Genomic DNA, 23,591 nt, shown 5'->3' with positions numbered 1-23,591 from the left:
GAATAGCGTGAAATTTAGGAAACTCGTGGGCGCCATAGCCGTCGCCCTGGCACTAACGGTGGGCGCCACCGGCTGTGGGACCCGCGGAGGGGCGGCCGAAACCGGCGGCACGGCCAATCCCAGCGAATCACTCGTCGGCATCTCCATGCCGACCCAGACGTCCGAGCGGTGGATAGCCGACGGGAACAACGTGGAGAAGTCGCTGAAGGAGCTCGGCTACAAAACCGACCTTCAATTCGCCAACGACGACATCCCGACCCAGGTGTCGCAGATTGAGAACATGCTGACCAAGGGCGCCAAGGCCTTGATCATCGCCGCTATCGACGGCACCACCCTGACCGACGTCCTCGCCAAAGCCAAAGAGCAGAATGTCAAAGTGATCGCCTATGACCGGCTGATCAACGGCACGCCGAACGTCGACTACTACACGACCTTCGACAACTACACTGTAGGCGTTCAGCAGGCCACTTCGCTTTTGACCGGCCTCGGGCTCCTTGATGGCCAGGGCAAGAAGGTGGACGGCGTTGGCCCCTTCAACGTCGAACTGTTTGCGGGAAGCCCTGACGACAACAACGCCAACTTCTTCTGGACTGGCGCCATGGACACCCTGAAGCCGTTCCTTGACGCAGGAACGCTCAAGGTTCCCAGCGGCCAGACCAAATTCGAGCAGGCCGCCATCCTGCGCTGGCAGGCCCCTGTGGCCCAGAAGCGGATGGAGGACATCCTCACTGCGGCCTACAGCTCAGGGCAGAAGCTCGACGGCGTCCTGTCCCCGTACGACGGGCTTTCCATCGGCATCATCTCCGCTCTCACGAGCACCGGTGGGTATTCCGGAGGGAACCTTCCGGTCGTGACCGGCCAGGATGCGGAGAAGGGGTCAGTCAAGTCCATTACCGCCGGGGAACAGTACTCGACGATCTTCAAGGACACCCGGGAGCTTGGCAAGCAGGCCGTCAAGATGGTGGACGCCGTCCTCAAGAACGAGGAACCGGAAACCAACGACACCACCACCTACGACAACAAAGTCAAGGTTGTTCCGGCCTACCTGCTGGAGTCCGTGATCATCACCAAGGACAACTACAAGCAGGAACTGATCGACTCCGGCTACTACACAGAAGCTGACGTCAAGTAGGAGCCGGTGAGGTTGCGGCCGGGCTTTCCCGGCCGCAGCCTCGCAGCCCCTGCATGCAGGAGCCAGGCTTCCGCCAGTCAGCGGGAAATGACCATGAACGTACCCATTCTGCAAATGCGGGGAATCACCAAGACGTTCCCCGGCGTGAAGGCCCTCCAGGACGTGACCCTGGACGTGAACCGCGGTGAGGTGCATGCCATCTGCGGCGAAAACGGCGCAGGTAAGTCCACTTTGATGAAGGTGTTGTCCGGGGTTTACCCGCATAACACGTTCGAGGGGGACATACTGTTCGAGAACGAGCCCTGTGACTTTGCGAGCATCAGCGACAGTGAGAAACGCGGCATTGTCATCATCCATCAGGAACTCGCCCTCAGCCCCTACCTGTCGATCGCCGAGAATATTTTCCTGGGGAACGAACTGTCGACGCGGGGTTGGGTGGACTGGCGCAAGACGAACCTGGAGGCGGCCAAGCTGCTGGCCCGCGTCGGCTTGAATGAAAACCCCGTTACCCCCATCCAGCACATCAGTGTTGGAAAGCAGCAACTCGTCGAGATCGCCAAAGCACTCTCCAAGGAAGTCAAGCTGCTCATCCTCGACGAGCCCACGGCTGCGTTGAACGACGAGGACTCCAATCATCTGCTGGATTTGATCCTGCACCTGAAGGGCCAAGGTGTCACCAGCATCATCATCAGCCACAAACTCAACGAAATCCGGAAGGTGGCCGACGCCGTCACGATCATCCGGGACGGCAAGACGATCGAGACGCTGCGCCTGAACGAAGGGGAGATAACCCAGGAAAGGATCATCCGCGGAATGGTCGGCCGGGACCTGGAAAGCCTCTACCCGGAGCGGACTCCGGTCATTGGTGAGGAGGTCCTGCGCATAGAGGACTGGTCCGTGCAACACCCCCAGGACCATACGCGCACGGTAGTCCAGAACGCGAGCCTGCACGTGCGGAAAGGCGAGGTGGTTGGTTTGGCCGGGCTCATGGGAGCCGGCCGCACGGAACTGGCCATGAGCGTCTTCGGGCGTACCTACGGCCGGGCCGTCTCGGGGAGGGTGCTCAAGTACGGCAAGGAGATCAATACCTCCACGGTTTCCGAGGCCATCCGCCAGGGGCTTGCTTATGCCACGGAGGACCGCAAGCACTACGGGCTGAACCTCATTGAGGACATCAAGCGCAACATCTCCATGGCGAGCCTGGGCAAACTCGCCAACAGGGGCTGGGTGGACAAGAACGAAGAAACGGCTGTGGCCAACCGCTACCGAACGAGCATGAACATCAAGGCTCCCACGGTTGCCGCAGTTACCGGGAAGCTTTCGGGAGGAAACCAGCAGAAGGTCGTCCTCAGCAAATGGATGTTTTCGGACCCCGATGTCCTGATCCTTGATGAACCGACCCGGGGTATTGACGTTGGCGCGAAATTCGAGATCTACACGATCATCGCGAACCTTGCTGCCGAGGGGAAAGCCGTCATCGTCATCTCCTCCGAACTCCCTGAGCTCCTGGGCATTTGCGACAGGATCTACACCATGTCGGCGGGCCGCGTCACCGGTGAGATCCCCATTGCCGAGGCGTCCCAGGAGACGCTAATGCATTACATGACCCAAGAAAAGGAATAGCGACCATGTCCGCCTTACGAGAATCACTCGGCTTCCTGACGAGCCGCCTCCGCCAGGTCGGCATCTTTGTCGCCCTGATCCTGATCGTCCTGCTCTTCCAAATACTCACCGACGGCATCCTGCTCCAGCCGCAAAACGTGACAAACCTTGTCGTCCAGAACAGCTACATCCTGATTCTGGCCATTGGCATGGTGATGGTGATCATCGCCGGCCATATCGACCTCTCTGTCGGGTCCATCGCCGGCTTCATTGGTGCGGTGTCGGGGGTGATGATAGTTCACTGGGGCTGGGCCTGGTGGATCGCCATTCCCGCCTGCCTGCTGGTGGGGGCGTTAGTGGGTGCCTGGCAGGGGTATTGGATTGCCTATGTGGGCATCCCTGCCTTCATAGTCACCCTTGCCGGAATGCTGATCTTCCGCGGCCTGACCTTGATCACGCTGAAAAACCAGCAGATCACACCTTTTCCCGAGGAGCTGCGCGCGTTGGGCGGGGGCTTCCTGCCGGACATCACGGGAGGCAACTCGGTAGTCGAAATACTCACCGTTATCCTGGGGGTGGGCGGCACGGCGGCCATCGTGTTCCAAGCCCTCAAGGAGCGCCGCGTCCGCCGAAAATTCGATCTTGAAAACGAGCCCATGGCGTGGTTCGCCATTAAAACCGCCTTCATCGCGCTGCTCATGCTCATCATCACGTTCCTGCTGGCGAGCTACCGCGGCACTCCGATCGTCCTGATCGTGCTGGCAGCTTTGGTCATCATCTACTCGGCGCTCATGAATAACAGCATCTTTGGCCGGCACATCTACGCAATCGGCGGCAACCTCCACGCGGCAGAACTTTCAGGTATCAAGACCAAAGCCGTCACTTTCCGGCTCTTTGTCAACATGGGTGTCCTGGCAGCCCTTGCAGGCCTGGTCTTCACCGCCCGCCTAAACTCTGCCCAGCCTGCAGGCGGTACAGGCTTCGAGCTGGACTCCATTGCAGCGGCCTTTATTGGCGGTGCTGCTGTGCAGGGCGGCGTGGGCACGGTCGCCGGAGCCATGATCGGCGGACTGATCATGGGCGTGCTGAACAACGGGATGTCGATCCTCGGCCTTGGAACCGACTACCAACAGCTGATCAAGGGACTGGTCCTCCTGGTGGCCGTTGCCTTTGACATCTTCAATAAGAATCGCGTCGGGGGAGGACCTGCCATCTCCAGCCGGTTCAAGCTCCGGAGAACACCGCCAGCCACCGAGCAGAAGACGGCAGTCACCGAGCCGGTCGAGCCTGTGGGGACTGCCCGCGGCCAGTGAAGCCGGGAGCATTGGCTCTTTCCCGGGGACGTTGAGGGCCCGAGGTGCCTTGTCCAAGCGGACCATAGCTGGTGCGGCGATACGTTCACAATGTGTCGCCGCACCAGCTTTTGGTGTTCCATGGGTCCTGCGCAGCCCCAAACTTCTGCAACGATGTATGTCAGATACTTGCGGAACCACATAAAGGAGCCATGATGGCGGTCACCATGAACGACGTTGCGCGGGCGGCGGGGGTGTCGCTCAAGACTGTTTCCAACGTGCTGAATGACTACGAGTTCATTCGTCCTGCCACCAAGCAGCGCGTCCAGGACGCCATCGCGGAACTGGGCTATGAGGCGAACCTGACAGCGCGGAGCCTGCGGTCAGGGAAAACCAAAATGCTGGGCCTTGTCCTGTCCGATCTTTCGGCACCCTATTATGCGGAGCTTGCTTCCCGGTTGATGAAGGCTGCGTCCCGGCGGGGCTACCGGGTGCTGGTGGAACAGTCGGACGCTGTGGGGGACGTGGAACTGAACGCCCTCCAGGGCCCTTTCCGGCAGCTCACCGACGGGCTGCTGTTCACGCCGCTGAAGGTCGACGCCGATGCCATCGCCGCCGGCCTGGGCAAGAAGCCGATGGTGTTGCTGGGCGAACACATCCTGGATCCCCGCTTCGACCTGGTGACCATGAAAAATGAGGAAGCCGCTGCTGCCCTGACCGCCCACCTGCTGTCGGGCGGCCGCCGTCGCGTTGCCGTGCTCGGTGCCCACCCCGGTGAATCCGCTGGCAGTGCAGGGCTGCGGCTCAACGGCTACCGGAAGGCGCTTGGCCAGGCGGGGGTTCCGTTCGATCCCGCGTTGGTTGCCCAGTGCGAGTGGCGGCGGGACAGCGGGGCCGGCGCCGTGGCCGGTCTCCTGGACAAGGGTGTGGAGTTTGACGCCGTGTTCGGCCTGAACGATGTCCTGGCCCTGGGCGCCATGCACGAGCTCCTGATCCGCGGCGTCCGGGTTCCCCAGGAGGTGGCCGTGGCAGGCTTCGACGATATCGACGAGGCCCGGTTTGCCTCACCCTCCCTGACCACGGTCTCGCCGGGAATGGAGGAGATCGCAGAGCGCTCGATCGGCCTGCTGGTCGATCGGATCGAGGGGCGCGAAACAACTGGTGAAGGCGTGCACGTGGAAGCCGAATTCCGCCTGCAGGTCCGCCAATCCGCACCCTAGGTTTCGTCCGTCGATCACGGGGTACTTTCCCGGCAGAGTCCAACGAGGGAAAGGCGCCGCATGATTGCACTTCTTGTCATCGATATGCAGAACGCGTTCTTTGAGGCGCCGGAACTGGGCGCGCAGCAGGAGCGGCTGGTCGCTTCGTGCAACACGTTGTTGGAGGCTTTCGAGGCGAGCGGCCACAAGGCACTGCTGGTGGGCACGGAGCACGAGCGGGATAAGTCCACCTGGACGCTCAATATGCTCGACGACGACCAGGGCTTCATTTTCCGCGGCAGCAAGCAGGCGGAAGCTGTTCCTGGGCTTGCAATAGACGGGCTGCCGCAGCTGAACAAAACGCGGGACAGCGCCTTCGTGGGCACCAACTTGCTGTCGCGGCTGCGCAACTGGGGCGCCGACGAGGTGGTGCTGGCCGGGGTGTCCACCCACAACTGCATCGCCCAGACGGGAGCAGACGCCTTCGCCCACAACATCCGCGTCACCTATGCGAAGGACGCGATCGCCTCCGAGGACAACCAGGACGCCGCTGACATGCTGCGGATCCTTTCCACGAGCTACCGCCAGCCGGTCCAGTCCAGCGAAGAGATCCTCGCCCGCCTGAACCGCTGAGTCTCCCCACCTTTAGGAACGGACGACGGCGTGTCCCGGCAACCCGCCGTCGTCGCCGTTGGGCAGGGGGTGCCAACCTGGCGGAATTCAGCGGCCTTCGAAGGCGACGCGCTTGTGAGAGCCAGGCATTACAAACCTGAAACGTGGCGGAAACGTCCGCAACCTACTGTGGGTCCCACGCCGCCGCACCAGCGGCCCGTTGAAGGGACCCACATGCACCTGATGCCGCGTGAGCAGGAGAAACTTCTGATCGTGGTGGCGGCCGACCTCGCCAGGCGGCGGCAGGCGCGGGGGCTCAAGCTGAACTACCCGGAGGCGGTGGCCGTCATCAGCTATGAGCTGATCGAGGGGGCACGGGACGGGCGCAGCGTGGCTGAACTCATGAGCTACGGGACCACCCTTCTCACCCGCGACGACGTGATGGAAGGCGTCCCCGAGATGATCCATGACGTCCAGATCGAGGCGACGTTTCCGGACGGCACCAAGCTCGTTACCGTCCACGACCCGATCCGCTAGGGGCGCCACATGATTCCCGGAGAGTACATCCTGCGGCCCGAGCCGGTGACGGCCAACGCGGGGCGCGAGGCCATCGACGTCGAGGTGACGAATACCGGCGACCGGCCGGTCCAGGTGGGCTCGCACTTCCACTTCGCCGAAGCAAACCCTTCCCTGGCCTTTGACCGGCAGGCAGCCTACGGCCGCCGGCTGGACATCCCGGCCGGAACCGCGGCCCGGTTTGAACCCGGCGACTCGCGCAGCGTGCGGCTGATCGAACTCGCCGGGACCCGCGAAGTGCACGGGCTCAGCAACGCGGTCAACGGAAAGCTCGACGGCGGCACGCACCTTGGAAACCCGGCCTGGCCGGGTGCCGCAGCGGAAGGGGACCAGCAGTGAGCTTCGAGATGCCACGCCGGCAGTACGCCGACCTGTACGGTCCGACGGCGGGCGACGCCATCCGCCTGGCGGACACGGAGCTGTTCCTCGAGATCGAGAAGGACCTCACCGTGTACGGCGAGGAGGTGGTGTTCGGCGGCGGCAAGGTGATCCGGGACGGCATGGGCCAGAACGGCCAGGCGGTCCGCGATGAAGGCGTTCCGGACACCGTCATCACCAACGCCGTGATCCTGGACTACACCGGCATCTACAAAGCGGACGTGGCGCTCAAAGACGGCCACATCTTCAAGATCGGCAAGGCCGGCAACCCCCAGATCACGGACGGCGTGGATATCGTGATCGGTGCCAGTACGGAGATCATCGCCGGGGAACGCAAGATCCTCACCGCCGGGGGAGTGGACACCCACATCCACTTCATCTCCCCGGACCAGGTTGCCACCGCACTCACCAGCGGCGTGACTACCATGATCGGCGGTGGAACCGGCCCGGCCGAAGGAACCAAGGCCACCACCGTTACCCCCGGGAAGTGGCACATCCAGCGGATGCTGCAGGCGGCCGAAGGCTTCCCCATGAACATCGGCTTGCTCGGCAAGGGCCACGCATCCGCCGTCGAACCCCTCGCCGAACAGATCCGCGCCGGTGCCATCGGGCTGAAAGTCCACGAGGACTGGGGTTCCACGCATTCGTCCATCGATACCTCCCTGAAGGTGGCGGACGAGTACGACGTCCAGGTGGCCATCCACACGGACACCCTCAACGAGTGCGGCTTTGTGGAGGACACCATCCGGGCCATCGGCGGCCGCGTCATCCACACCTTCCACACCGAAGGTGCCGGCGGCGGCCACGCACCGGACATCATCAAGATCGCCGGCATGCCCAACGTCCTGCCCGCGTCCACCAACCCCACGCTGCCCTACACGCGCAACACCATCGAAGAGCATTTGGACATGCTGATGGTCTGCCACCACCTCAATCCGGACATTCCCGAGGACGTTGCCTTCGCCGATTCGCGCATCCGGGCCGAGACCATCGCGGCCGAGGACGTCCTGCAGGACCTGGGCATCTTCTCCATCACTTCCTCCGATTCCCAGGCCATGGGACGCGTGGGTGAGGTGGTCACCCGCACCTGGCAGGTGGCGGACAAGATGAAGAAGCAGCGCGGTGTGCTGGAAGACCCAAACGGTACGGCTGACAACGCTGCGGGCGCTCACGGCTCCACGGGCAGCGACAACTTCCGGCTCAAGCGCTACGTGGCCAAGTACACCATCAATCCGGCAATCGCCCAGGGCATCGCAGACGCGGTGGGCTCCGTTGAGGAGGGCAAGTTCGCGGACCTGGTCCTCTGGGACCCGGCATTCTTCGGCGTTAAACCGGAGCTGGTTATCAAGGGCGGGCAGATCGCGTATGCCCTGATGGGCGACGCCAACGCGTCCATCCCCACTCCGCAGCCGCGGACCATGCGGCCCATGTTCGGGGCCTACGGGAAGGCGGTGCAGCAATGCTCCATTACGTTCCTTTCACAGGCGGCCATCGACGCCGGGGTGCCGGAGGAGCTGGGGCTGGAGAAGGTCATCCGTCCCGTGTCCGGGATCCGCACCCTCACCAAGGCGGACCTGAAGTACAACGACGCGACGCCGGACATCCAGGTTGACCCGGAGACCTACCAGGTAAGGGTCGACGGCGAGGACGTCACCTGTGAACCCGCCAACGTCCTGCCCATGGCCCAGCGCTACTTCCTCTTCTAGCCCTTCGGAGAATCACGTGATTATCGACAAAGTCCTTGGCAATCTGCATGAGCTGCCCGAAACGGACCTCGCAGCCTACGCCGGCCTGCACCGGGAGAAGGTGGTGCTGCCCAGCGCCCAGCTGGTCAAGCGCATCCAGCGCGCCACCACGGACCACGGCAAGGAAATCGGCATCCGCCTTCCCACCGGCTCCGGGGACCTCCGCGACGGCGACATCCTGCTTGTTGATGACTCAAACATGATCGTGGTGTCCGTGCTGCCCACCGACGTCCTGGTCATCGCACCGCGGTCCATCCACGAGATGGGCGTCGCTGCCCACTCGCTTGGCAACCGGCACTTGCAGGCACAGTTCTTTGACTCGGCTTCGGAATATGAGGCCGAGGTCATGGTGTGCGCCTACGACCACACCGTCGAGGACTACCTCAAACACGCCGGAGTGCGCTACTCCCGGCAGGAACGCGTCATGCCTGTACCTTTCCGCCATGCCGAGCACTCGCACTAGGTCTCCCCGCGTTTCCCCGGCTCGGGACGCCGCGAGGGATATGGGGCCGTGCCCGTCCCCAGGCGCTCCCAACCCTCGCAAGCTCGGGTCGGGGCCCTCGCGCCAGTGGGCCCCCCGCGCGGCCCGCCACGCCGCGGCCCCATATCCCTCGCGTCGCTTGCGTTCCTCACCCTGGGTGCGGCTTTCGTGAGCGGCTATCAGCTGGCGCTCGCTCAGCTCACTGACTCTGCGCTTCCTGTTGGGGCTTTTGCCCACTCTTTTGGGTTTGAAACGTACCTCGATCGGGGGCTCGTCTTTGATGAGGCTTCTTTTGGGCGGTGGTTGTCCGTCTTTATTGCGCAGCAGCTGACGTATTCGGATGGGCTTGCCATCCGGTTTCTCTATGAGGGGTGGGAGGTGCCGGAACTTGATGCCCTTTTGTCGGCGTCTTTGTTGCCGCGGCAGGTCCGGGAGGCCAGCACCAAAATGGGGCTCCGGTTGCTGGAGATCGGCGGGGAGGTGTTCCCCTCTCCTGCGCTGGAACTGTACAGGGACCTGGTGACCACTGGCAGGGCCGCCGGACACCAGTCACTAGCGTTCGCCGTCGTCGCACGTTCACTGGGAGTGCCGCAGCAGGAGGCGCTCGCCGCCTACCTTTTCGCCACCGCCACGTCACTGACGCAAAACGCCGTCCGCGCCATCCCGCTCGGCCAGAACGCCGGGCAGCGGGTGCTGCGGAAGGCGCACGACGACGTCGCTGCCGCCGTCGAGCGGGTCGTCCACCTGGCGCCGGACGACTTCGGGGCCGTCATCCCCGGACTGGAAATTTCACAAATGCGGCACGAACGCCAGCGTGCCCGGATGTTCATGAGCTGACTGTGCTTGTGGATGCAAAGGAGGACACCATGACTGAACCCATCAAGATCGGCATCGGCGGGCCCGTGGGCGCCGGCAAAACCCAGCTCGTGGAACGGCTCACCCGGCACATGAGCGGCGAAATCTCCATGGCCGCCATCACCAACGACATCTACACCATTGAGGACGCCAAAATCCTCGCCGCCAACGGCATCTTGCCCATAGACCGGATCATCGGCGTCGAAACCGGCGGCTGTCCGCACACCGCCATCCGCGAAGACACCTCGATGAACACCGCGGCCATCGAGGAACTCAAGGCCCGGCACCCCGACCTGCAGGTGATCTTCGTCGAATCCGGCGGCGACAACCTCTCCGCCACCTTCAGCCCAGAACTCGTCGACTTCTCCATCTACATCATCGACGTGGCCCAAGGCGAGAAAATCCCCCGCAAAGCCGGCCAGGGCATGATCAAGTCCGACCTCTTCATCATCAACAAAACCGACCTCGCCCCCCACGTCGGCGCGGATCTGTCCGTCATGGAACGGGATTCCCGCGAGTTCCGTGGCAACAAACCGTTCTGCTTCACCAACCTCAAAACCGACGAAGGGCTCGGCAAGGTCATCCACTGGATCCGGCGCGACGTCCTGATGCTTGACCTGGCATGACGTCCAGCAGTTCCGTCGTCGAATCACCTTGGGCGGCGCCCGCGGATGAAGGGGGCCGTGCCCGTCCCCTGGCGCTCCCAATCCTCGCAAGCTCGGATCGGGGCCCTCGCGCCCGTGGGCCCCTCACGAGTGCCGCCACGCCGCGGCCCCCTTCATCCGCGACCGCTGATCGCCTAGTTCGAGGGCGATTGGAGCTGGGCATCACAGTGCGCGGCGATAGGTCCATCGCTTCCAGCCAGTTCCACGAAGGCGCTCTCAGGGTTTTGCGGCCCCATTATCTGGATGATTCCGGGCAGGTTTGCTATGTCGTGGTGAATCCTGGCGGGGCTTACCTTGGGGCTGATCTTTTCCTGCTTGATGTTGAAGTTGGGGATGGGGCAGACCTCCTTTTGACTACGCAATCCGCGACGAAGGTCTACCGGACTCCGGGGTCCATTGCCGAGCAGCGGATGAACCTGCGGCTTGGGGACGGGGCGCGGCTGGAGCTGATGCCGGACCAGCTCATCGCCTACCGCGAGGCCAGCTACCGGCAACGGACCTGCGTGACTGTCCGTCCGTCGTCGTCGCTGGTGATGGCGGAAGTGGTGACGCCGGGCTGGTCGCCGGACGGGGCGGGCTTCCGGTACGAGGAAATCCGGCTGCGGAACGAGATCCGGATCGAAACGGACGACGGCGCCGAGCTGCTGGTCCTGGACAACCTGCTGATCCGGCCGCCCGCGGGCGACGTGACGGGCCTGGGATTCATGGAGGGCTACAGCCACCTGGGATCGCTGGTGGTGGTGGACGCCCGCGTGGATCAGGCGCTTGCCGACGAACTGAACGAGCTCACAGGCAAACACGACGCCCTGGCTGGGATCTCACTCACCCGCCCTGTCTCTGGGACCACGGGCATGGTGCTGCGTGCCCTGTCCAACAGCACCGGGGAACTGAACCGCCTGCTTGCTGGCTGCACCAACCTCCTGCGGGAACGCTGGCACGGGCAGGGACCGCTCAACCTGAGGAAACACTGATGACGGCTCTGACAACCATCACCGCGCTGTACCGGGAGCGGGAAACGCTGCCGCTGCGGACCCGGATACTGTTCACCTTCGGTGCCGTGGCCGCCCTGCACGCGGCCGCCGTCGTACTCCTGCTCTCCGGAAACGCCGGCGGGGCAGGGACGCAGGCACTCACCTGGGGCCTGATCCTGACCGCCTACCTGGCCGGCGTCAAGCACAGCTACGACTGGGACCACCTCGCGGCCATCGACAACTCGACGCGGAAGTTCGTGGCCCAGGGGCAGGAGCCTGTCAGCGTCGGGTTCGCCTTCAGCCTGGGGCACAGCTCGGTGGTGGCCCTGGCGGGCGTGCTGGTCATCGCGGGGGCGGCAGTGGTGGGTGAATTCATGGCGGACGGGTCCACCGGAAACCTGGTCCTCGGACTGGTGGGCAGCGGGGTGTCCGGCCTGTTCCTGCTGGCGATGGGCCTGTTCAACGGCTCCGCGTTTGCCCGGTCCGCGGAGGCCTACCGCCGGGCACGCACGGGTGCCGCCGTCGACCTCCGCGACCTGGAACCGCGGGGACTGGTGGCGCGGCTCCTTGCCAAGCCGCTGTCCCGCGTGCGGCGGCCGCGGAACATCTACGTGATAGGTTTCCTGTTCGGGCTCGGCTTCGACACCGCCACCACCATCGGGCTGCTGATGATGACGACGGCGGCATCGCTGGCCGGGGTGCCGGCATTCACCCTGCTTGCCCTGCCGCTGGCGTTCGCTGCGGCCATGACGCTCTGCGATTCCCTCAACGGCATGGCCATGATGCGCATGTACCGCTCGGCTCTGGACGACCCCCAGCGGAAGCTGGGCTTCAATGCCCTGGTCACGGGCATCTCTGCTTTCTCGGCGCTGTTCATCGCCGTGATCACGCTCGGCGGCTTCCTAGAATTGGCCTTCTCCCTGGAACACCCGGTTACCGGCTGGCTGGGGTCAATCGACCTGGGTGAAGCCGGGCTCCTGCTGGTGGCCCTGCTGCTGGCGGTGTGGGGCGCCGCCGCGCTCAAGGGACGGAAGGCCGTCAAAAGTAGAACGGAATGCTGACAGGAGTGTTGGTTTGGAGCGCACCGAGGCCGTGGTAACCGCGAAAATGGTGATTATTACGCGAAGAGTTGCTTCTATTGCAACAGCCCTGAGGCGGTCTAACTACGCGGAAATTGGAGGCTTAGATCACATCCTGGCTGCCAGGGAGGCCGATCTGCCGTTGCCTTTCTGGCAGAATACTTACCAACCTCCCCTAGGGGAGTCCGGTGTGACCGCCGGTACTCCTGCCGATCCGTCATCCGGTACATAGACAGGACGAAGATGTTCGAACAGTCCAAAGAACAGCGCTCAGTGCGCCCAAAAACTGCCCGCAGGCTGAGGGCGGAAGACTGCATCGTCGTTGATAAGGGCGATCTGCGGAAGGCACAGGTAGGTGCCGGCGTCGGTAACTTCATCGAGTGGTATGACATCGGCGTCTACGGCTATCTCGCAGTAACCATGACCTCCGTCTTCACGGAGGGTATGGACGAGCGCATGGGGCTGCTTGTCACGCTGCTGGGTTTCGCGGTCTCGTTCATCGTCCGTCCCCTCGGCGGAATGATCCTCGGCCCGCTCGGCGACAGGATCGGCCGCCGCAAGGTGCTCTTTGCCACGATGGCCATCATGGCCGTCGCCACCACCGGAATCGGGCTGCTGCCCACTGCAGGCGAGGTGGGCCTGTGGGTCATCATTCCCCTCTACCTGCTGAAGATGCTCCAAGGGTTCTCCACCGGCGGCGAGTACTCCGGTGCCGCCACGTACATCGCCGAGTTCTCCCCGGACAAGGACCGGGGCATCATGACCTCGCTGTTGAACTCGGGATCCATGCTGGGCTTCGCGGCGGGCGCAAGCATGGTGGCGGTCACCACGGCCGTCACCACGTCCGTCTGGGGCAGTTCCGCCATGCTGGACGGCGGCTGGAGGATCCCGTTCCTGATCGCCCTGCCCCTGGGCATCGTGGCGATCGCCCTCCGTAGCCGCCTGCCCGAATCGCCGAGCTTCGAAGTGGCCCACGTGAAAGCCGGTACCCAGGACGTCGACCCCATTTTCGTCCGGCACAACCTGCCAAACATCATCAAGCACTACTGGCCGCAAATCCTTATCGGCTGTGCCCTGATTGCCGCCGACGGCAGCTCCGGCTACATGCTCACGAGCTACATGCCTACCTACCTGGAAACCCAGGTCGGATCGGATGCCGTGCACACCGCCATCGCCGCGGTAGTCGTGCTGGTCCTCCTGGCCGCCATGATTCCGCTTGTGGCGCGTTTGTCCGACCGCATCGGCCGGCGCCCCATCTATGCCATCGCGACCATCGGCAACCTCGTTCTGCTGGTCCCGGCCTTCGCGCTGATGCAACTGGGGACGCTTTGGTCGATCTACCTGGCCATGTTCCTGGTCGCGCTGCCGTGCGCCTTTTTCCTGGCGCTGACCGCCGCGGTCATGTCCGAGCTGTTCCCCACCGCCTCGAGGTTCGGCTCAGTGGGCGTCACCCACAACCTCTCCATATCCATCTTCGGCGGCACCACGCCCCTGGTCAGCCAGATCCTGGTTGAGACTACGGGCAACCTGTACGCCCCGGCGTTCTATGTGATGTTCTTTTCAGCAGTGGCGCTGGTTGCCCTGCTGAAGATGCGCGAGACGGCAGCACGCCCCCTCCTGGGCTCGGTGCCCGTGGTTACCAGCCATAACGAGGCGGAAAAGCTGGCGGCGGACCAGGACAACGATGAACGGATCGACACCTCCACCATGATGCTGACCCCCGTTCCGGCACTGTCAGAGCCGGCCGCCGTTCGCTAGCGCATCAGGCGGCGATCCTGCCCTTGCTCCTGCGGTGCGGCCGGTGCTTTGCCCGAGTTGCGGCCGGCGTGCGGGCATCAATCAGCACCTGCTCGCCGTCCGCCACGGTGGCGTCCGCTTCAAGGTGGACACCGTGCTCGATCAGCACGCTGGATCCAATGCGTGAGTGGCTGCCAATGTGCACGCGGTTTCCGATGACCGTGCCGCGTCCGATGCGCACGCCATCGCCGATCACCGTCCGGTCGCCGATGGTCGCGTCACGGTCAATCCAGCTGCCGTGCCCGATCCGGCACCCGTGTCCGATCCGTGCGCCGTTCTCGACATAGGTCATGGAGCCGATGCGGGTGCTGTCGCCAACCGTGGCGCCTGGAGCCACCAGGCCGCCACCGTTGACGCGCCGGACGTAACGGGTGACTTTGCCGGCGTCGTCCTCAACTGATTCAAACTTCGCGTTCATGAAATCCCTCAGTACCGTGCGGTAACTTACCGTACAGTCAGTTAACGGTCCGGAACCCAAACAGATTCCCGCGGGACCTGTAAGCGCGCCGGCGCCGGCGCTAATTGCCTGCCGCGTCCGCCTCTGCTTCCGTCAGCAGCAGCGCCGTGCCCTGGAATGCCGGAACTTCCAGGAAGAAGCTGCACAGATCATCCACCTGGCCGATGGCCTCGCCGCTGAACAGGTCCTGCACCGTGGAGCCGGGCACCAGGTGGCTTGACTGGATGCTGCCGGCCACGTCCTGGTCGGAGAAGTTGAGCACTGTGACCTCAAGCGCGCCGCTTCCCAGCCTGATGACCTGGACCAGCAGGCCGCGGTGGGACACATCGGGGACGTCGACAAGTGTGCCCGTGGCGATGCCGTGCTCCTCCCGGACAGTCAGGACACGCTGGAGCCGCCGGGCGAACGAGTTGGAGTCCTGCAGCTGCTCCGGCAGCGCGCCGTACAGGCTGCGTGCCCGCGGCATGCCCGACGACGAAGACTTCGCGTCCGGGCTGGTGCCCATGATGTCGTGGGCGCCCCGGTTGATCCAGCGGGTATCTCCCTGCGCGGTCAGCTCGGCAACGCTCTCCCGGTCAAGGGCGGTGATCCCGGCAATGTCCCAGCCGGACAGCGCAAAGACGCCGGGCTGCAGGGCGTTGTACATCGCCAGCAGGATGTGGGCGTCCCGGACCTTTGCCTCCTGCTCCGGCGTGATCGCCTCCGGATCCCGGATCCCCAGCGCCGCCATGATGAAGCTCACCGAGGTGCAGGCGATGCCGTTGGTGGTGAACACCGCGTTGTACGGGCCGTTCTCCCCGGTCAGGCGCTCGCGCATGGTCTGCTGGACTTTCTCGGCCAGCTCGGCGCCCGTGAGCTCCTCGCCGGCAAGCTCGAACATCTCGTCCCGGTGGCCCGAGGCGAAGTGCATCAGCTCATAGGTGAGTTCGTCATGGTTCTGCAGCGCGTGGACCAGCGACGCTTGGTCCACGCCGATCTCCATGGACAGCCGGAGCGTCAGCCGCAGCAGCTCGGTATCTGCCGTGACCAGCGCGTAGTGGTACGCGGGCCTGGTGATGAAGTCGTAGGACAGGTCAGGGCCGGCTTCGGATGTTGCCTTGATGTCGTCGATGGTCAGGTTCAGCTCCTGGAAGGAGAACCCGCCCACCTTGCGGATCATGGAGCCAATGAGCTGGTTGGCGGCCTCGGACAGCGGGTGTCCCTCGGACCAACCGGGCTGTTCCTCGGCGCTCTTTTCAACGCCCAGGAAACCGTTGGCATCCAGCCGCAGCGCGCCGGTGCCCAAGTCAAGGAGCGAGTGCAGGGCATCGCCGACTACCAGGCGCATCCCGGCGAAGGTGGGGTCCAGCCAGTTGATGGACGGCTGGCCGGCCTTGAAGTAGTGCAGGTAGACCCAGCGGCGGGTCTTGCCCGTGGTGTCCACTACCGGCCGGGTGGCGCTCCAGTTGGTTTCCTTGACCCCGGGCTCGTAGAAGATCACCCGCTGCAGCCGGCCGATGATGTATCCGGCCTTCTGCAGTGCCTGCTCGGATTCCGGGCTGAGGTTGACCGAGTCCTGCCCGTCGGGAACGTCCGGCAGCAGGTGCCAGTCCTCCTCGGGGATGTCCACCATGTGGTAGATCCCGGGGTAGTCCCGGAAGTTCATTTCGGCGAGGCGGAAGTCCGCGCCCTTGCCGGTGTGGCCCGGCACGATGTCGTCAATGATCGTGCCGCCGTGGTCCGAGGCCACCTCGCACATCCGGCGGAATTCCTCCTCCGTCCCAAAGACGGGATCAATGGCCATGCTGATGCGGTCGAAGTGGCCGTCCACGCTGGGCGTCTGGGTCCAGCCGCTGATGCCGCCGGCCAGCTTGACCGGCCCGGTGTGGATGGCCCGGATACCGATCTCGCTGAAGGCGTCCCACATGCTCTTGTCGCCGAGGGCACTGAGGAAAGATTCGCCGGGCCGCGTGATAAAGGACAGCGGATAGGCGGTGAACCACACCGGCGCACGCTCGACGGCGGCACGCGGGTTCGGGTGCGCATAGGAGTTCTGCCACATGCTGGCCTGCCCGGAGAGCTGCCGGGCCAGGGTGTTGGCGTCTCCAAGCATGGCCTGGTTCCGCAGCCACTCCACGTAGGCGGCGTTGCGACCGTCGAACTCGAAGGATGGCCGGGTGGCCAGGTACTGCCTCCGGCGGGCAATCGGCCTAAGCGCCTTGGGCCTGGCAGGGTAGAACTGTTCGTCGTAGGTGATTTCCGGCTCTACTGCCGGTTCGGCCTCGGCCGGAACTGCCTGTTCATCCTCGCCGGCAATGGTGTCCGATTCAAGAAAACCGTCGCTGGCACTGACTTCCCGCATAGATTCCTCCTACAGGTTGTTCCCGTGGTCCCTGGGCATCATTCCAGGTCACCCTGCTCCTGCCAACGTACCCCAGTGGACGTGGAGTATTCGCGCGTATGGAGCCGCCGGCGCCAAAAAAGACGCTGGTACACCAGGCCTGCGCGAGCTAGGAGACGAGGTTTGCGGCGGCCGTGTCCGTGTTGCTCGCGGATGGTGGTTGAGCTCGCGCGCCGGCTCGCCAAAGAGTGGATCGGCTACACCTTCGACCCGGCATCGGCATCCGCCGGCAAGGTCAGGGCAGCCGAGGGTTACGAGGTGTGGATCAGTCCCCGGGAACTGGGCGGGAAACTGCACTACAAGATGGCCGCCGTCCACCTGCCAGTGCCCCTGCCGCGTCCGTAGCCAGCACACATTGAGGGTGTGCTTGCCGCGGGTGCCTTCCTAGACTGGGGTGATGATCACAGTCACCGGAAGCGTGGAAACCAACCTGCCTGCCGAGAAGGCTTTTGCCTTCATGAAGGAGTTCGAAAACACCAGCAAGTGGGACCCCAATACTCCGGTGATGGACAAGCTGACGCCGGGACCGGTGGCGGTGGGCCACCGCTACCACGCGGAGTCCGAGTTCCGCGGGAAGCGGCAGACCCTGGAATACGAGGTCATCGAGCTGACGGACAACCACATCAAGCTCCGCGGCGAGAACAAGAGCGTCACAGCCTTCGACTCCGTGGACGTGAGCCCGTCCGGTTCCGGCTCGATTGTCCAGTACACGGCCGAGTTCAGCATCAAGGGCCCGGCCAAGATCATCCAGCCGCTGCTCAACCCTGCCTTCATGCAGCTCCGCGATCCGGCACTGAACGGGATCCGGGACACCCTCAACGCCCAGGCTGCCGGCTGACCCTGGTTCGCGGCGAAGAACTGCCGGATCTCCTGGCGCGGATCCCGTGCGTGGCAGGCGCCGATTTTCCCGCCCATGGCCGGGCTCCGCCACATGAAGAGATAGGCGAAATTCCGCCCCGTTGACCCCTGCCGCGCCGAGTCCTCCCGGGCAATGCGGGCCGAGTCCTCCGGGGTGCGGAACCGTTCGGCGGTGCCGCTCTGCAGGATGACACGGCGGAAGAGGCCTTCCGACGCCGGCATGCCCAGCCGTGTGCAGTCCAGCACCCCTGGCCAGGAAACGGCGGGAACCCGGGGACGGAACCGCTCCGGTGTCTTCGCGTAAGGAACGCCAAGGAAGCGGTGGATTGCCGTGCCGTTTACCGCCAGGGCGGTGCCGCCTGAGGTGCCGCTGCGGCCGGTGGCGAGTTCACGATTGACACGTTACGGCGTCCGCCCGGGTAGGGTGGAACGTACCGTCTGGCAGTGGGCGGCCATGATGCTGTGGCCTAACTGTGTCCGGAAGGGAGCCTTGCAATGAACAGCGACGTTTATGACTGTACCTTTTTCGCCGATGTTGCAGTGCGCCTGCAGGACCTGATGCTGGGAAACCAGCCTGTACCCCAAATGCTCGATAGCCTGGCAGGGTATGCGGCACAGAGGCTTGGCGCGCCGGGCGTCGAACTTGCGTGCAACATCACCCTGGCCCGCCCCAAGAAGCCGGTGGCGAGGGCAGCCAGCAGTTCCCTGGCCCGGCTAATGAACCAGCTGGAAGGCGCTTACGCCGACAGTCCCGGTGCCACGGCGGCGCGGCTTTCCCAAACGGTGGTGGTTCCGGACCTGCGGCAGGAGGACCGCTGGCCGGAATATGTCCTCGCCGGCCGCAGGCAGGGCGTCCTCTCTGTCGTCAGCATCCCGCTGCTCCTCGACGGTGACGACCATGGACTCCTCACCCTCTACTCCTCGCAGCCCGAGGAGCCGGGCTCTGGCAGCGCGGCATCTGCTGAGGCCTTTGTTGCGCAGGCCTCGAAGGGGCTGAGGCTTGCCTTGCGGATGGCAAGGCTCCAGGACACCAAGGACGGCCTGAGCGCGGCGATGCAGACACGGACGGTCATCGACCTCGCCACCGGAGCCATCATGGCGCAGAACCGCTGCGGCCAGGCGGCCGCGTTCAAGGTGCTGCGGGAGGCGTCAAACACCCGGAACATAAAGCTGCGGGAGATTGCCTCCGGCGTGATCTCGTCCGTGGCCGGAGGTGCGGACACCTTCACCTATTTCGATGAATAGGGATCCTGCGGCTTGGCATCCAACTGTTCCAGCGGCGAGTCGCTGAACGGCGCCCGCACCTCAAGGCCCGCACCGGCGCAGTGCTCGTTCACAGCCTGGGACAGTGCGTCCCGTTCCTTCTCCGCGAGCGCCGCCGCGCCTGCAGCGTAGTCCCGGATCGTCTGTTCCGAGGCCTCGCCGCCCAGGGCCACGTAGTCCAGCCACAGTTCGCCCAGGTCCAGGCTGTGCCTCTTGATCACAGCGCCGGTCAGGGCCTGCTGGTCCAGCTCATCCATCGTCCCTCCTGCACTTGCGATGGTTTTCCTGACAGGACTTCGTAGCGGGACGGGTTGGGGATGGCTGCAGGTTTGTGAATTTTTCTAACGCGTCATCCTGGCCCCGGAGCACGGGGCCGCCGCCCTCGTGATGGAGAATCTGTCCATGACCAATGACGCTCCACGCCCCGTCTACTTCCTCTCGGACAGCACGGGCATCACTGCGGAAACGCTCGGGAACACCCTGCTGACGCAGTTTCCGGGCAGCAACTTCGACCGGATCACCGTCCCCTTTATCACCACGGCCGAGCAGGCGAAGGCCGTGGTGACGACCATTGACAGCGTTGCCGACGCAGGCCTGCGGCCGCTCGTTTTCTCGACGGCGGTCAGCAGCGAGATCCGCTCCATCCTGGAGACGTGCAAAGCCGCGGTGGTGGACCTGATCGGAGCCCACGTCCCGCAACTGGAGGCTGCCCTCGGCACCCCGGCGAGCGGGGAACCCGGGCGCGCGCACGGACTGGGCAATGCCGCCCGCTACCAGTCGCGGATGGCCGCCGTCGAATATGCCATGGAACACGACGACGGGCAGAGCCTGCGTGCCCTCGAAAAGGCCCAGGTGATCCTGGTTGCCCCCTCCCGCTGCGGCAAGACCCCCACCACTATGTACCTGGCCCTGCAGCACGGTATCTTCGCCGCGAACTTTCCGCTGGTGGACGAGGACTTTGAACGGGAAGGCCTGCCCAAGCCGCTAAGGCCGTTTGTGTCGAAGTGTTTCGGCCTGTCTTCCAACCCGTTGCGCCTGAGCCAGATCCGCACCGAGCGGCGCAGTGGCTCGCCCTACGCTTCGCTGCGGCAGTGCGGCTATGAACTGCGCAGCGCCGAGCAACTGTACATGGCGCACAGGATTCCGTTCCTGAATTCGGCCACAGTATCGGTGGAGGAGATGGCGGCAACCATCCTGCAACGGATGAACCTCAAGCACTAGGAAGGGCCGTGCCTCCCGCCATGTGGTGCAAATCATATGGAAAGAGCCGCCAAGACCTGTCACGGTGGACAGGATTTGCGCCCATAAGGCAGCAAAAGCCACACGGCGACGGGTACACCACTGCCATTAACTGCGAAGGAGCAGCGACATGACACAAGACATCCTCTGGTTCTCAGAGCTCGGACTGAAGGACCTCGACCGGGTGGGCGGAAAGAACGCCTCCCTCGGGGAACTGGTCCAGAACCTGAGTTCAGCCGGGGTCCAGGTCCCGGACGGGTTTGCCACCACCGCGGACGCCTACCGCACCTTCCTTGCGGACTCCGGCTTGGACCAGACGATCGCCGACCGGCTGGTTGGGCTGGACACCGACGACGTCACCGCCCTGGCCGCGGCCGGCCACGACATCCGGGAGCTGATCCGCCAGACGCCCTTCCTCCCCGGTTTCGAAGCGCAGGTCCGGGACTTCTACCAGCAGCTGGTGGACAAGCACGGCGGCTCCGACGACCTGTCCTGGGCCGTCCGTTCCAGCGCCACCGCCGAGGACCTTCCGGACGCGTCCTTTGCCGGCCAGCAGGAAACTTTCCTGAACGTCCGCGGCATCGAGAACATCCTGGTGGCCATCAAGGACGTGTTCGCCTCGCTCTACAACGACAGGGCCATCGCCTACCGCGTCCACCACAAGTTCGAGCACGCCGATGTGGCGCTCTCGGCCGGCATCCAGCGCATGGTTCGCTCCGACGTCGGGGCCTCCGGCGTCATGTTCACCATGGATACGGAATCCGGCTTCCGCGACGCCGTCTTCGTCACGTCCTCCTACGGCCTCGGTGAGGCTGTGGTCCAGGGCGCCGTCAACCCCGACGAGTTCTACGTCTTCAAGCCCGCGCTGGAAGCCGGCCGGCCCGCGATCCTGAAGCGGGGCCTGGGCGAAAAGGCCCTCCAGATGACCTACACCACCAGCCGCGAGGTGGGCCGCACGGTGGACTTCGTGCCGGTTGAGGAATCCCTGCGGAACCGGTTCAGCCTCAATGACGACGACGTGGAGCAGCTCGCCCGTTACGCCGTCGCCATCGAGAAGCACTACGGCCGCCCCATGGACATCGAATGGGGCAAGGACGGCGTGGACGGCGGGCTGTACATTTTGCAGGCCCGACCGGAGACCGTGCAGTCCCGCCGCGCCGCCGGCAGCCTCAGCCGCTTCCGCCTCAACGGGACCAGCCGCGTGCTGGCCGAGGGACGCGCCATCGGCCAGCGCATCGGCGCCGGCAACGTCCGCATCCTCACCGGCATTGAGCAGATGGCCGGGTTCAAGACCGGCGACGTGCTGGTGGCGGACATGACCGATCCCGACTGGGAACCGATCATGAAGCGTGCCGCAGCGATCGTGACCAACCGCGGCGGACGCACGTGCCACGCGGCCATCATCGCCCGCGAACTGGGCATCCCTGCGGTGGTGGGCACCGGGAACGCCACGGAAATCCTCGCCGACGTCCCGGCCGTCACCGTGTCCTGTGCGGACGGCGAAACCGGCGTGATCTACGAGGGGATCCTCGACTTCACCGCCGAGGAAACCGAGATTGCGGAACTGCCGGAGGCCCCGGTCAAGGTCATGATGAACGTGGGCACGCCGGAGCAGGCGTTCACGTTCGCGCAGCTGCCCAACCAGGGTGTGGGCCTGGCTCGGCTGGAGTTCATCATCAACCGCCAGATCGGCGTCCACCCCAAGGCGCTGCTGAACCTGGACGAGCAGCCGGCGGACATCAAGGCCGAAATCAGCGAGCGGATCGCCGCGTACGGCAGCCCCCGCGACTACTACATCAAGCGCCTGGCGGAGGGCGTGTCCATCATCGCCGCGGCCTTCGCCCCGGAGCCGGTCATCGTGCGCATGTCCGACTTCAAGTCCAACGAGTACGCCAACCTCATCGGCGGCCCGGCCTACGAGCCGCACGAAGAGAACCCGATGATCGGTTTCCGTGGCGCCTCCCGGTACCTGGACCCGTCATTCCGCGACTGCTTCGACCTGGAGTGCGAGGCCCTGGCCTACGTCCGCAATGAGATGGGGCTGACCAACGTCAAGCTCATGATCCCGTTCGTGCGGACCCTGGACGAGGCCAGCGGCGTCATCGAGCTGCTCGCTGAAAACGGGCTCAAGCGCGGCGAGAACGGCCTGGAAGTGATCATGATGTGCGAGCTGCCGTCCAACGCCCTGCTCGCCGACGAGTTCCTGGACTACTTCGACGGGTTCTCCATCGGATCCAATGACATGACCCAGCTGACCCTGGGCCTGGACCGAGACTCCGGGATCGTGTCCCGCGGCTTCGATGAGCGGGACCCCGCCGTCAAGAAGCTCCTCAGCATGGCCATCAGCGCCTGCAACGCCCGCGGCAAGTACGTGGGCATCTGCGGCCAAGGACCCAGCGATCACGCGGATTTTGCCGAGTGGCTGGTGGGGGAGGGCATCAGCTCTGTCTCCCTGAACCCGGACACCGTGGTGGACACCTGGCTCCGGCTGACAGGAACGACGGCGGCCGAGCTCACCGCAGTGGGCTAACCCGAACTCAAAGGAAGAGTGATCCGCTCGCCGGCGGGCTGACCGGGACCGCAAGGTCCTGGCCAGCCCGTTGCTGTCGGCGGCTGGCAGGACCACGGCCGGCCCCGATGGTTGAACCCAAACCTGGCCGGCCTCCGACCCCTTTTACCCCTCGCACTCCTTGCAGTACTTCTTGCCGTCCTTTTCCCGTGCCAGCTGGCTGCGGTGGTGGACAAGGAAGCAGGACATGCAGGTGAATTCGTCCTGCTGCACAGGGACCACCTGGATCAGCAGCTCCTCGTTGGACAGGTCGGCGCCCGGGAGCTCAAAGCTGTCCGCGAGGTCCGACTCGTCAACGTCGGGGGCAGCCTCCCGCCGTCCCGGCTTCTCAGTCTTCAGCTCCTCCAGGGCGACGTTCGGTTCTTCTTCCGGAGTCACCCGCGGAGCGTCGTAGTCAACTGCCATTGATGCGTTCTCCTGTACGGCTTCTATTGCCCGATT

The 23,591-nt window shown here is 64.4% G+C and carries 22 protein-coding genes and 1 pseudogene; 19 read left to right on the top strand and 4 right to left on the bottom strand.

The window, feature by feature from the left end; genetic code table 11:
- The first annotated feature begins 7 nt into the window (after nt 1-7).
- The 14 genes from chvE to AC5RT3_RS11890 all read left to right on the top strand — a co-directional run bounded on the left by chvE (nt 8) and on the right by AC5RT3_RS11890 (nt 14,345).
- Nucleotides 8-1,132 (top strand): multiple monosaccharide ABC transporter substrate-binding protein, encoded by a 1,125-nt coding sequence (gene chvE, locus AC5RT3_RS11955; protein ID WP_494011808.1) that lies wholly within the window; start codon nt 8-10, stop codon nt 1,130-1,132.
- Between the two features lie 93 nt (nt 1,133-1,225).
- Nucleotides 1,226-2,755, top strand: coding sequence for a multiple monosaccharide ABC transporter ATP-binding protein (mmsA, locus tag AC5RT3_RS11950; protein WP_494052605.1), 1,530 nt, complete (start codon nt 1,226-1,228; stop codon nt 2,753-2,755).
- Nucleotides 2,756-2,760: 5 nt separating this feature from the next.
- Entirely contained in the window at nt 2,761-4,047 is a 1,287-nt protein-coding gene (mmsB, locus tag AC5RT3_RS11945) for a multiple monosaccharide ABC transporter permease (RefSeq protein ID WP_494011806.1), read from the top strand.
- Nucleotides 4,048-4,241: 194 nt separating this feature from the next.
- Complete coding sequence (locus AC5RT3_RS11940; RefSeq protein WP_494124285.1) at nt 4,242-5,246, top strand: LacI family DNA-binding transcriptional regulator; 1,005 nt, start codon at nt 4,242-4,244, stop codon at nt 5,244-5,246.
- Between the two features lie 60 nt (nt 5,247-5,306).
- Nucleotides 5,307-5,858, top strand: a complete 552-nt coding sequence (locus AC5RT3_RS11935) for a cysteine hydrolase family protein (protein ID WP_494011805.1) — start codon at nt 5,307-5,309, stop codon at nt 5,856-5,858.
- 213 nt (nt 5,859-6,071) lie between these two features.
- Complete coding sequence (locus AC5RT3_RS11930) at nt 6,072-6,374, top strand: urease subunit gamma (protein WP_494124284.1); 303 nt, start codon at nt 6,072-6,074, stop codon at nt 6,372-6,374.
- Nucleotides 6,375-6,383: 9 nt separating this feature from the next.
- Entirely contained in the window at nt 6,384-6,752 is a 369-nt protein-coding gene (locus AC5RT3_RS11925) for an urease subunit beta (protein ID WP_494011803.1), read from the top strand.
- A complete protein-coding gene (gene ureC / locus AC5RT3_RS11920; RefSeq protein WP_494124283.1) occupies nt 6,749-8,497 on the top strand; it encodes an urease subunit alpha in 1,749 nt (582 codons plus the stop codon). The genes AC5RT3_RS11925 and ureC overlap by 4 nt, the downstream gene beginning before the upstream one ends.
- 16 nt (nt 8,498-8,513) lie before the next feature.
- Nucleotides 8,514-8,999 carry an urease accessory protein UreE gene (ureE, locus tag AC5RT3_RS11915; protein ID WP_494124282.1) on the top strand — a complete coding sequence of 162 codons (486 nt, stop codon included), beginning with the start codon at nt 8,514-8,516 and terminating at the stop codon, nt 8,997-8,999.
- Nucleotides 9,000-9,185: 186 nt separating this feature from the next.
- Nucleotides 9,186-9,854, top strand: coding sequence for an urease accessory protein UreF (locus tag AC5RT3_RS11910; protein ID WP_494124281.1), 669 nt, complete (start codon nt 9,186-9,188; stop codon nt 9,852-9,854).
- Nucleotides 9,855-9,883: 29 nt separating this feature from the next.
- Nucleotides 9,884-10,498, top strand: a complete 615-nt coding sequence (ureG, locus tag AC5RT3_RS11905) for an urease accessory protein UreG (protein ID WP_494052611.1) — start codon at nt 9,884-9,886, stop codon at nt 10,496-10,498.
- On the top strand, nt 10,495-11,508 hold the full coding sequence (locus AC5RT3_RS11900) for an urease accessory protein UreD (protein ID WP_494052612.1): 1,014 nt from the start codon (nt 10,495-10,497) through the stop codon (nt 11,506-11,508). The genes ureG and AC5RT3_RS11900 overlap by 4 nt, the downstream gene beginning before the upstream one ends.
- Complete coding sequence (locus AC5RT3_RS11895; RefSeq protein WP_494124280.1) at nt 11,508-12,569, top strand: HoxN/HupN/NixA family nickel/cobalt transporter; 1,062 nt, start codon at nt 11,508-11,510, stop codon at nt 12,567-12,569. The genes AC5RT3_RS11900 and AC5RT3_RS11895 overlap by 1 nt, the downstream gene beginning before the upstream one ends.
- 291 nt (nt 12,570-12,860) lie before the next feature.
- Nucleotides 12,861-14,345 carry an MFS transporter gene (locus AC5RT3_RS11890; protein ID WP_494124279.1) on the top strand — a complete coding sequence of 495 codons (1,485 nt, stop codon included), beginning with the start codon at nt 12,861-12,863 and terminating at the stop codon, nt 14,343-14,345.
- Between the two features lie 4 nt (nt 14,346-14,349).
- Here the strand turns inward: AC5RT3_RS11890 and AC5RT3_RS11885 are convergent, their stop codons facing one another.
- Nucleotides 14,350-14,802 carry a DapH/DapD/GlmU-related protein gene (locus AC5RT3_RS11885; protein ID WP_494011796.1) on the bottom strand — a complete coding sequence of 151 codons (453 nt, stop codon included), beginning with the start codon at nt 14,800-14,802 and terminating at the stop codon, nt 14,350-14,352.
- A 100-nt stretch (nt 14,803-14,902) separates the two neighbouring features.
- A complete protein-coding gene (gene treS / locus AC5RT3_RS11880) occupies nt 14,903-17,182 on the bottom strand; it encodes a maltose alpha-D-glucosyltransferase (protein ID WP_494124278.1) in 2,280 nt (759 codons plus the stop codon).
- A 198-nt stretch (nt 17,183-17,380) separates the two neighbouring features.
- On the opposite strand from treS, the pseudogene AC5RT3_RS11875 reads away from it, so the two are divergent.
- The 3 genes and pseudogenes from AC5RT3_RS11875 to AC5RT3_RS11865 all read left to right on the top strand — a co-directional run.
- Nucleotides 17,381-17,566: pseudogene (locus AC5RT3_RS11875) on the top strand (hypothetical protein); the annotation flags it as partial.
- Nucleotides 17,567-17,618: 52 nt separating this feature from the next.
- Nucleotides 17,619-18,059: an SRPBCC family protein gene (locus tag AC5RT3_RS11870; RefSeq protein ID WP_494052617.1), complete on the top strand. Its 441-nt coding sequence runs from the start codon at nt 17,619-17,621 to the stop codon at nt 18,057-18,059.
- 515 nt (nt 18,060-18,574) lie between these two features.
- Nucleotides 18,575-19,324 carry a GAF and ANTAR domain-containing protein gene (locus tag AC5RT3_RS11865; RefSeq protein ID WP_494124277.1) on the top strand — a complete coding sequence of 250 codons (750 nt, stop codon included), beginning with the start codon at nt 18,575-18,577 and terminating at the stop codon, nt 19,322-19,324.
- Here AC5RT3_RS11865 and AC5RT3_RS11860 read toward each other — a convergent pair.
- On the bottom strand, nt 19,309-19,599 hold the full coding sequence (locus AC5RT3_RS11860; protein ID WP_494052619.1) for a hypothetical protein: 291 nt from the start codon (nt 19,597-19,599) through the stop codon (nt 19,309-19,311). The genes AC5RT3_RS11865 and AC5RT3_RS11860 overlap by 16 nt on opposite strands.
- Nucleotides 19,600-19,744: 145 nt before the next feature.
- On the opposite strand from AC5RT3_RS11860, the gene AC5RT3_RS11855 reads away from it, so the two are divergent.
- Together AC5RT3_RS11855 and ppsA are read left to right on the top strand one after the other, a co-directional pair.
- Nucleotides 19,745-20,563: a pyruvate, water dikinase regulatory protein gene (locus tag AC5RT3_RS11855; RefSeq protein WP_494011783.1), complete on the top strand. Its 819-nt coding sequence runs from the start codon at nt 19,745-19,747 to the stop codon at nt 20,561-20,563.
- A 148-nt stretch (nt 20,564-20,711) separates the two neighbouring features.
- On the top strand, nt 20,712-23,111 hold the full coding sequence (gene ppsA / locus AC5RT3_RS11850; RefSeq protein WP_494124276.1) for a phosphoenolpyruvate synthase: 2,400 nt from the start codon (nt 20,712-20,714) through the stop codon (nt 23,109-23,111).
- A 144-nt stretch (nt 23,112-23,255) separates the two neighbouring features.
- Here the strand turns inward: ppsA and AC5RT3_RS11845 are convergent, their stop codons facing one another.
- The gene (locus AC5RT3_RS11845; RefSeq protein WP_494011781.1) at nt 23,256-23,555 is read right to left on the bottom strand and encodes a DUF4193 domain-containing protein; all 300 of its coding nucleotides are present in this window, start codon (nt 23,553-23,555) and stop codon (nt 23,256-23,258) included.
- Nucleotides 23,556-23,591: the final 36 nt, after the last annotated feature.

The sequence above is a fragment of the Arthrobacter sp. Y3221159 genome (genome assembly GCF_059089885.1).
This window is presented reverse-complemented; position numbering and strand designations above follow the sequence as displayed.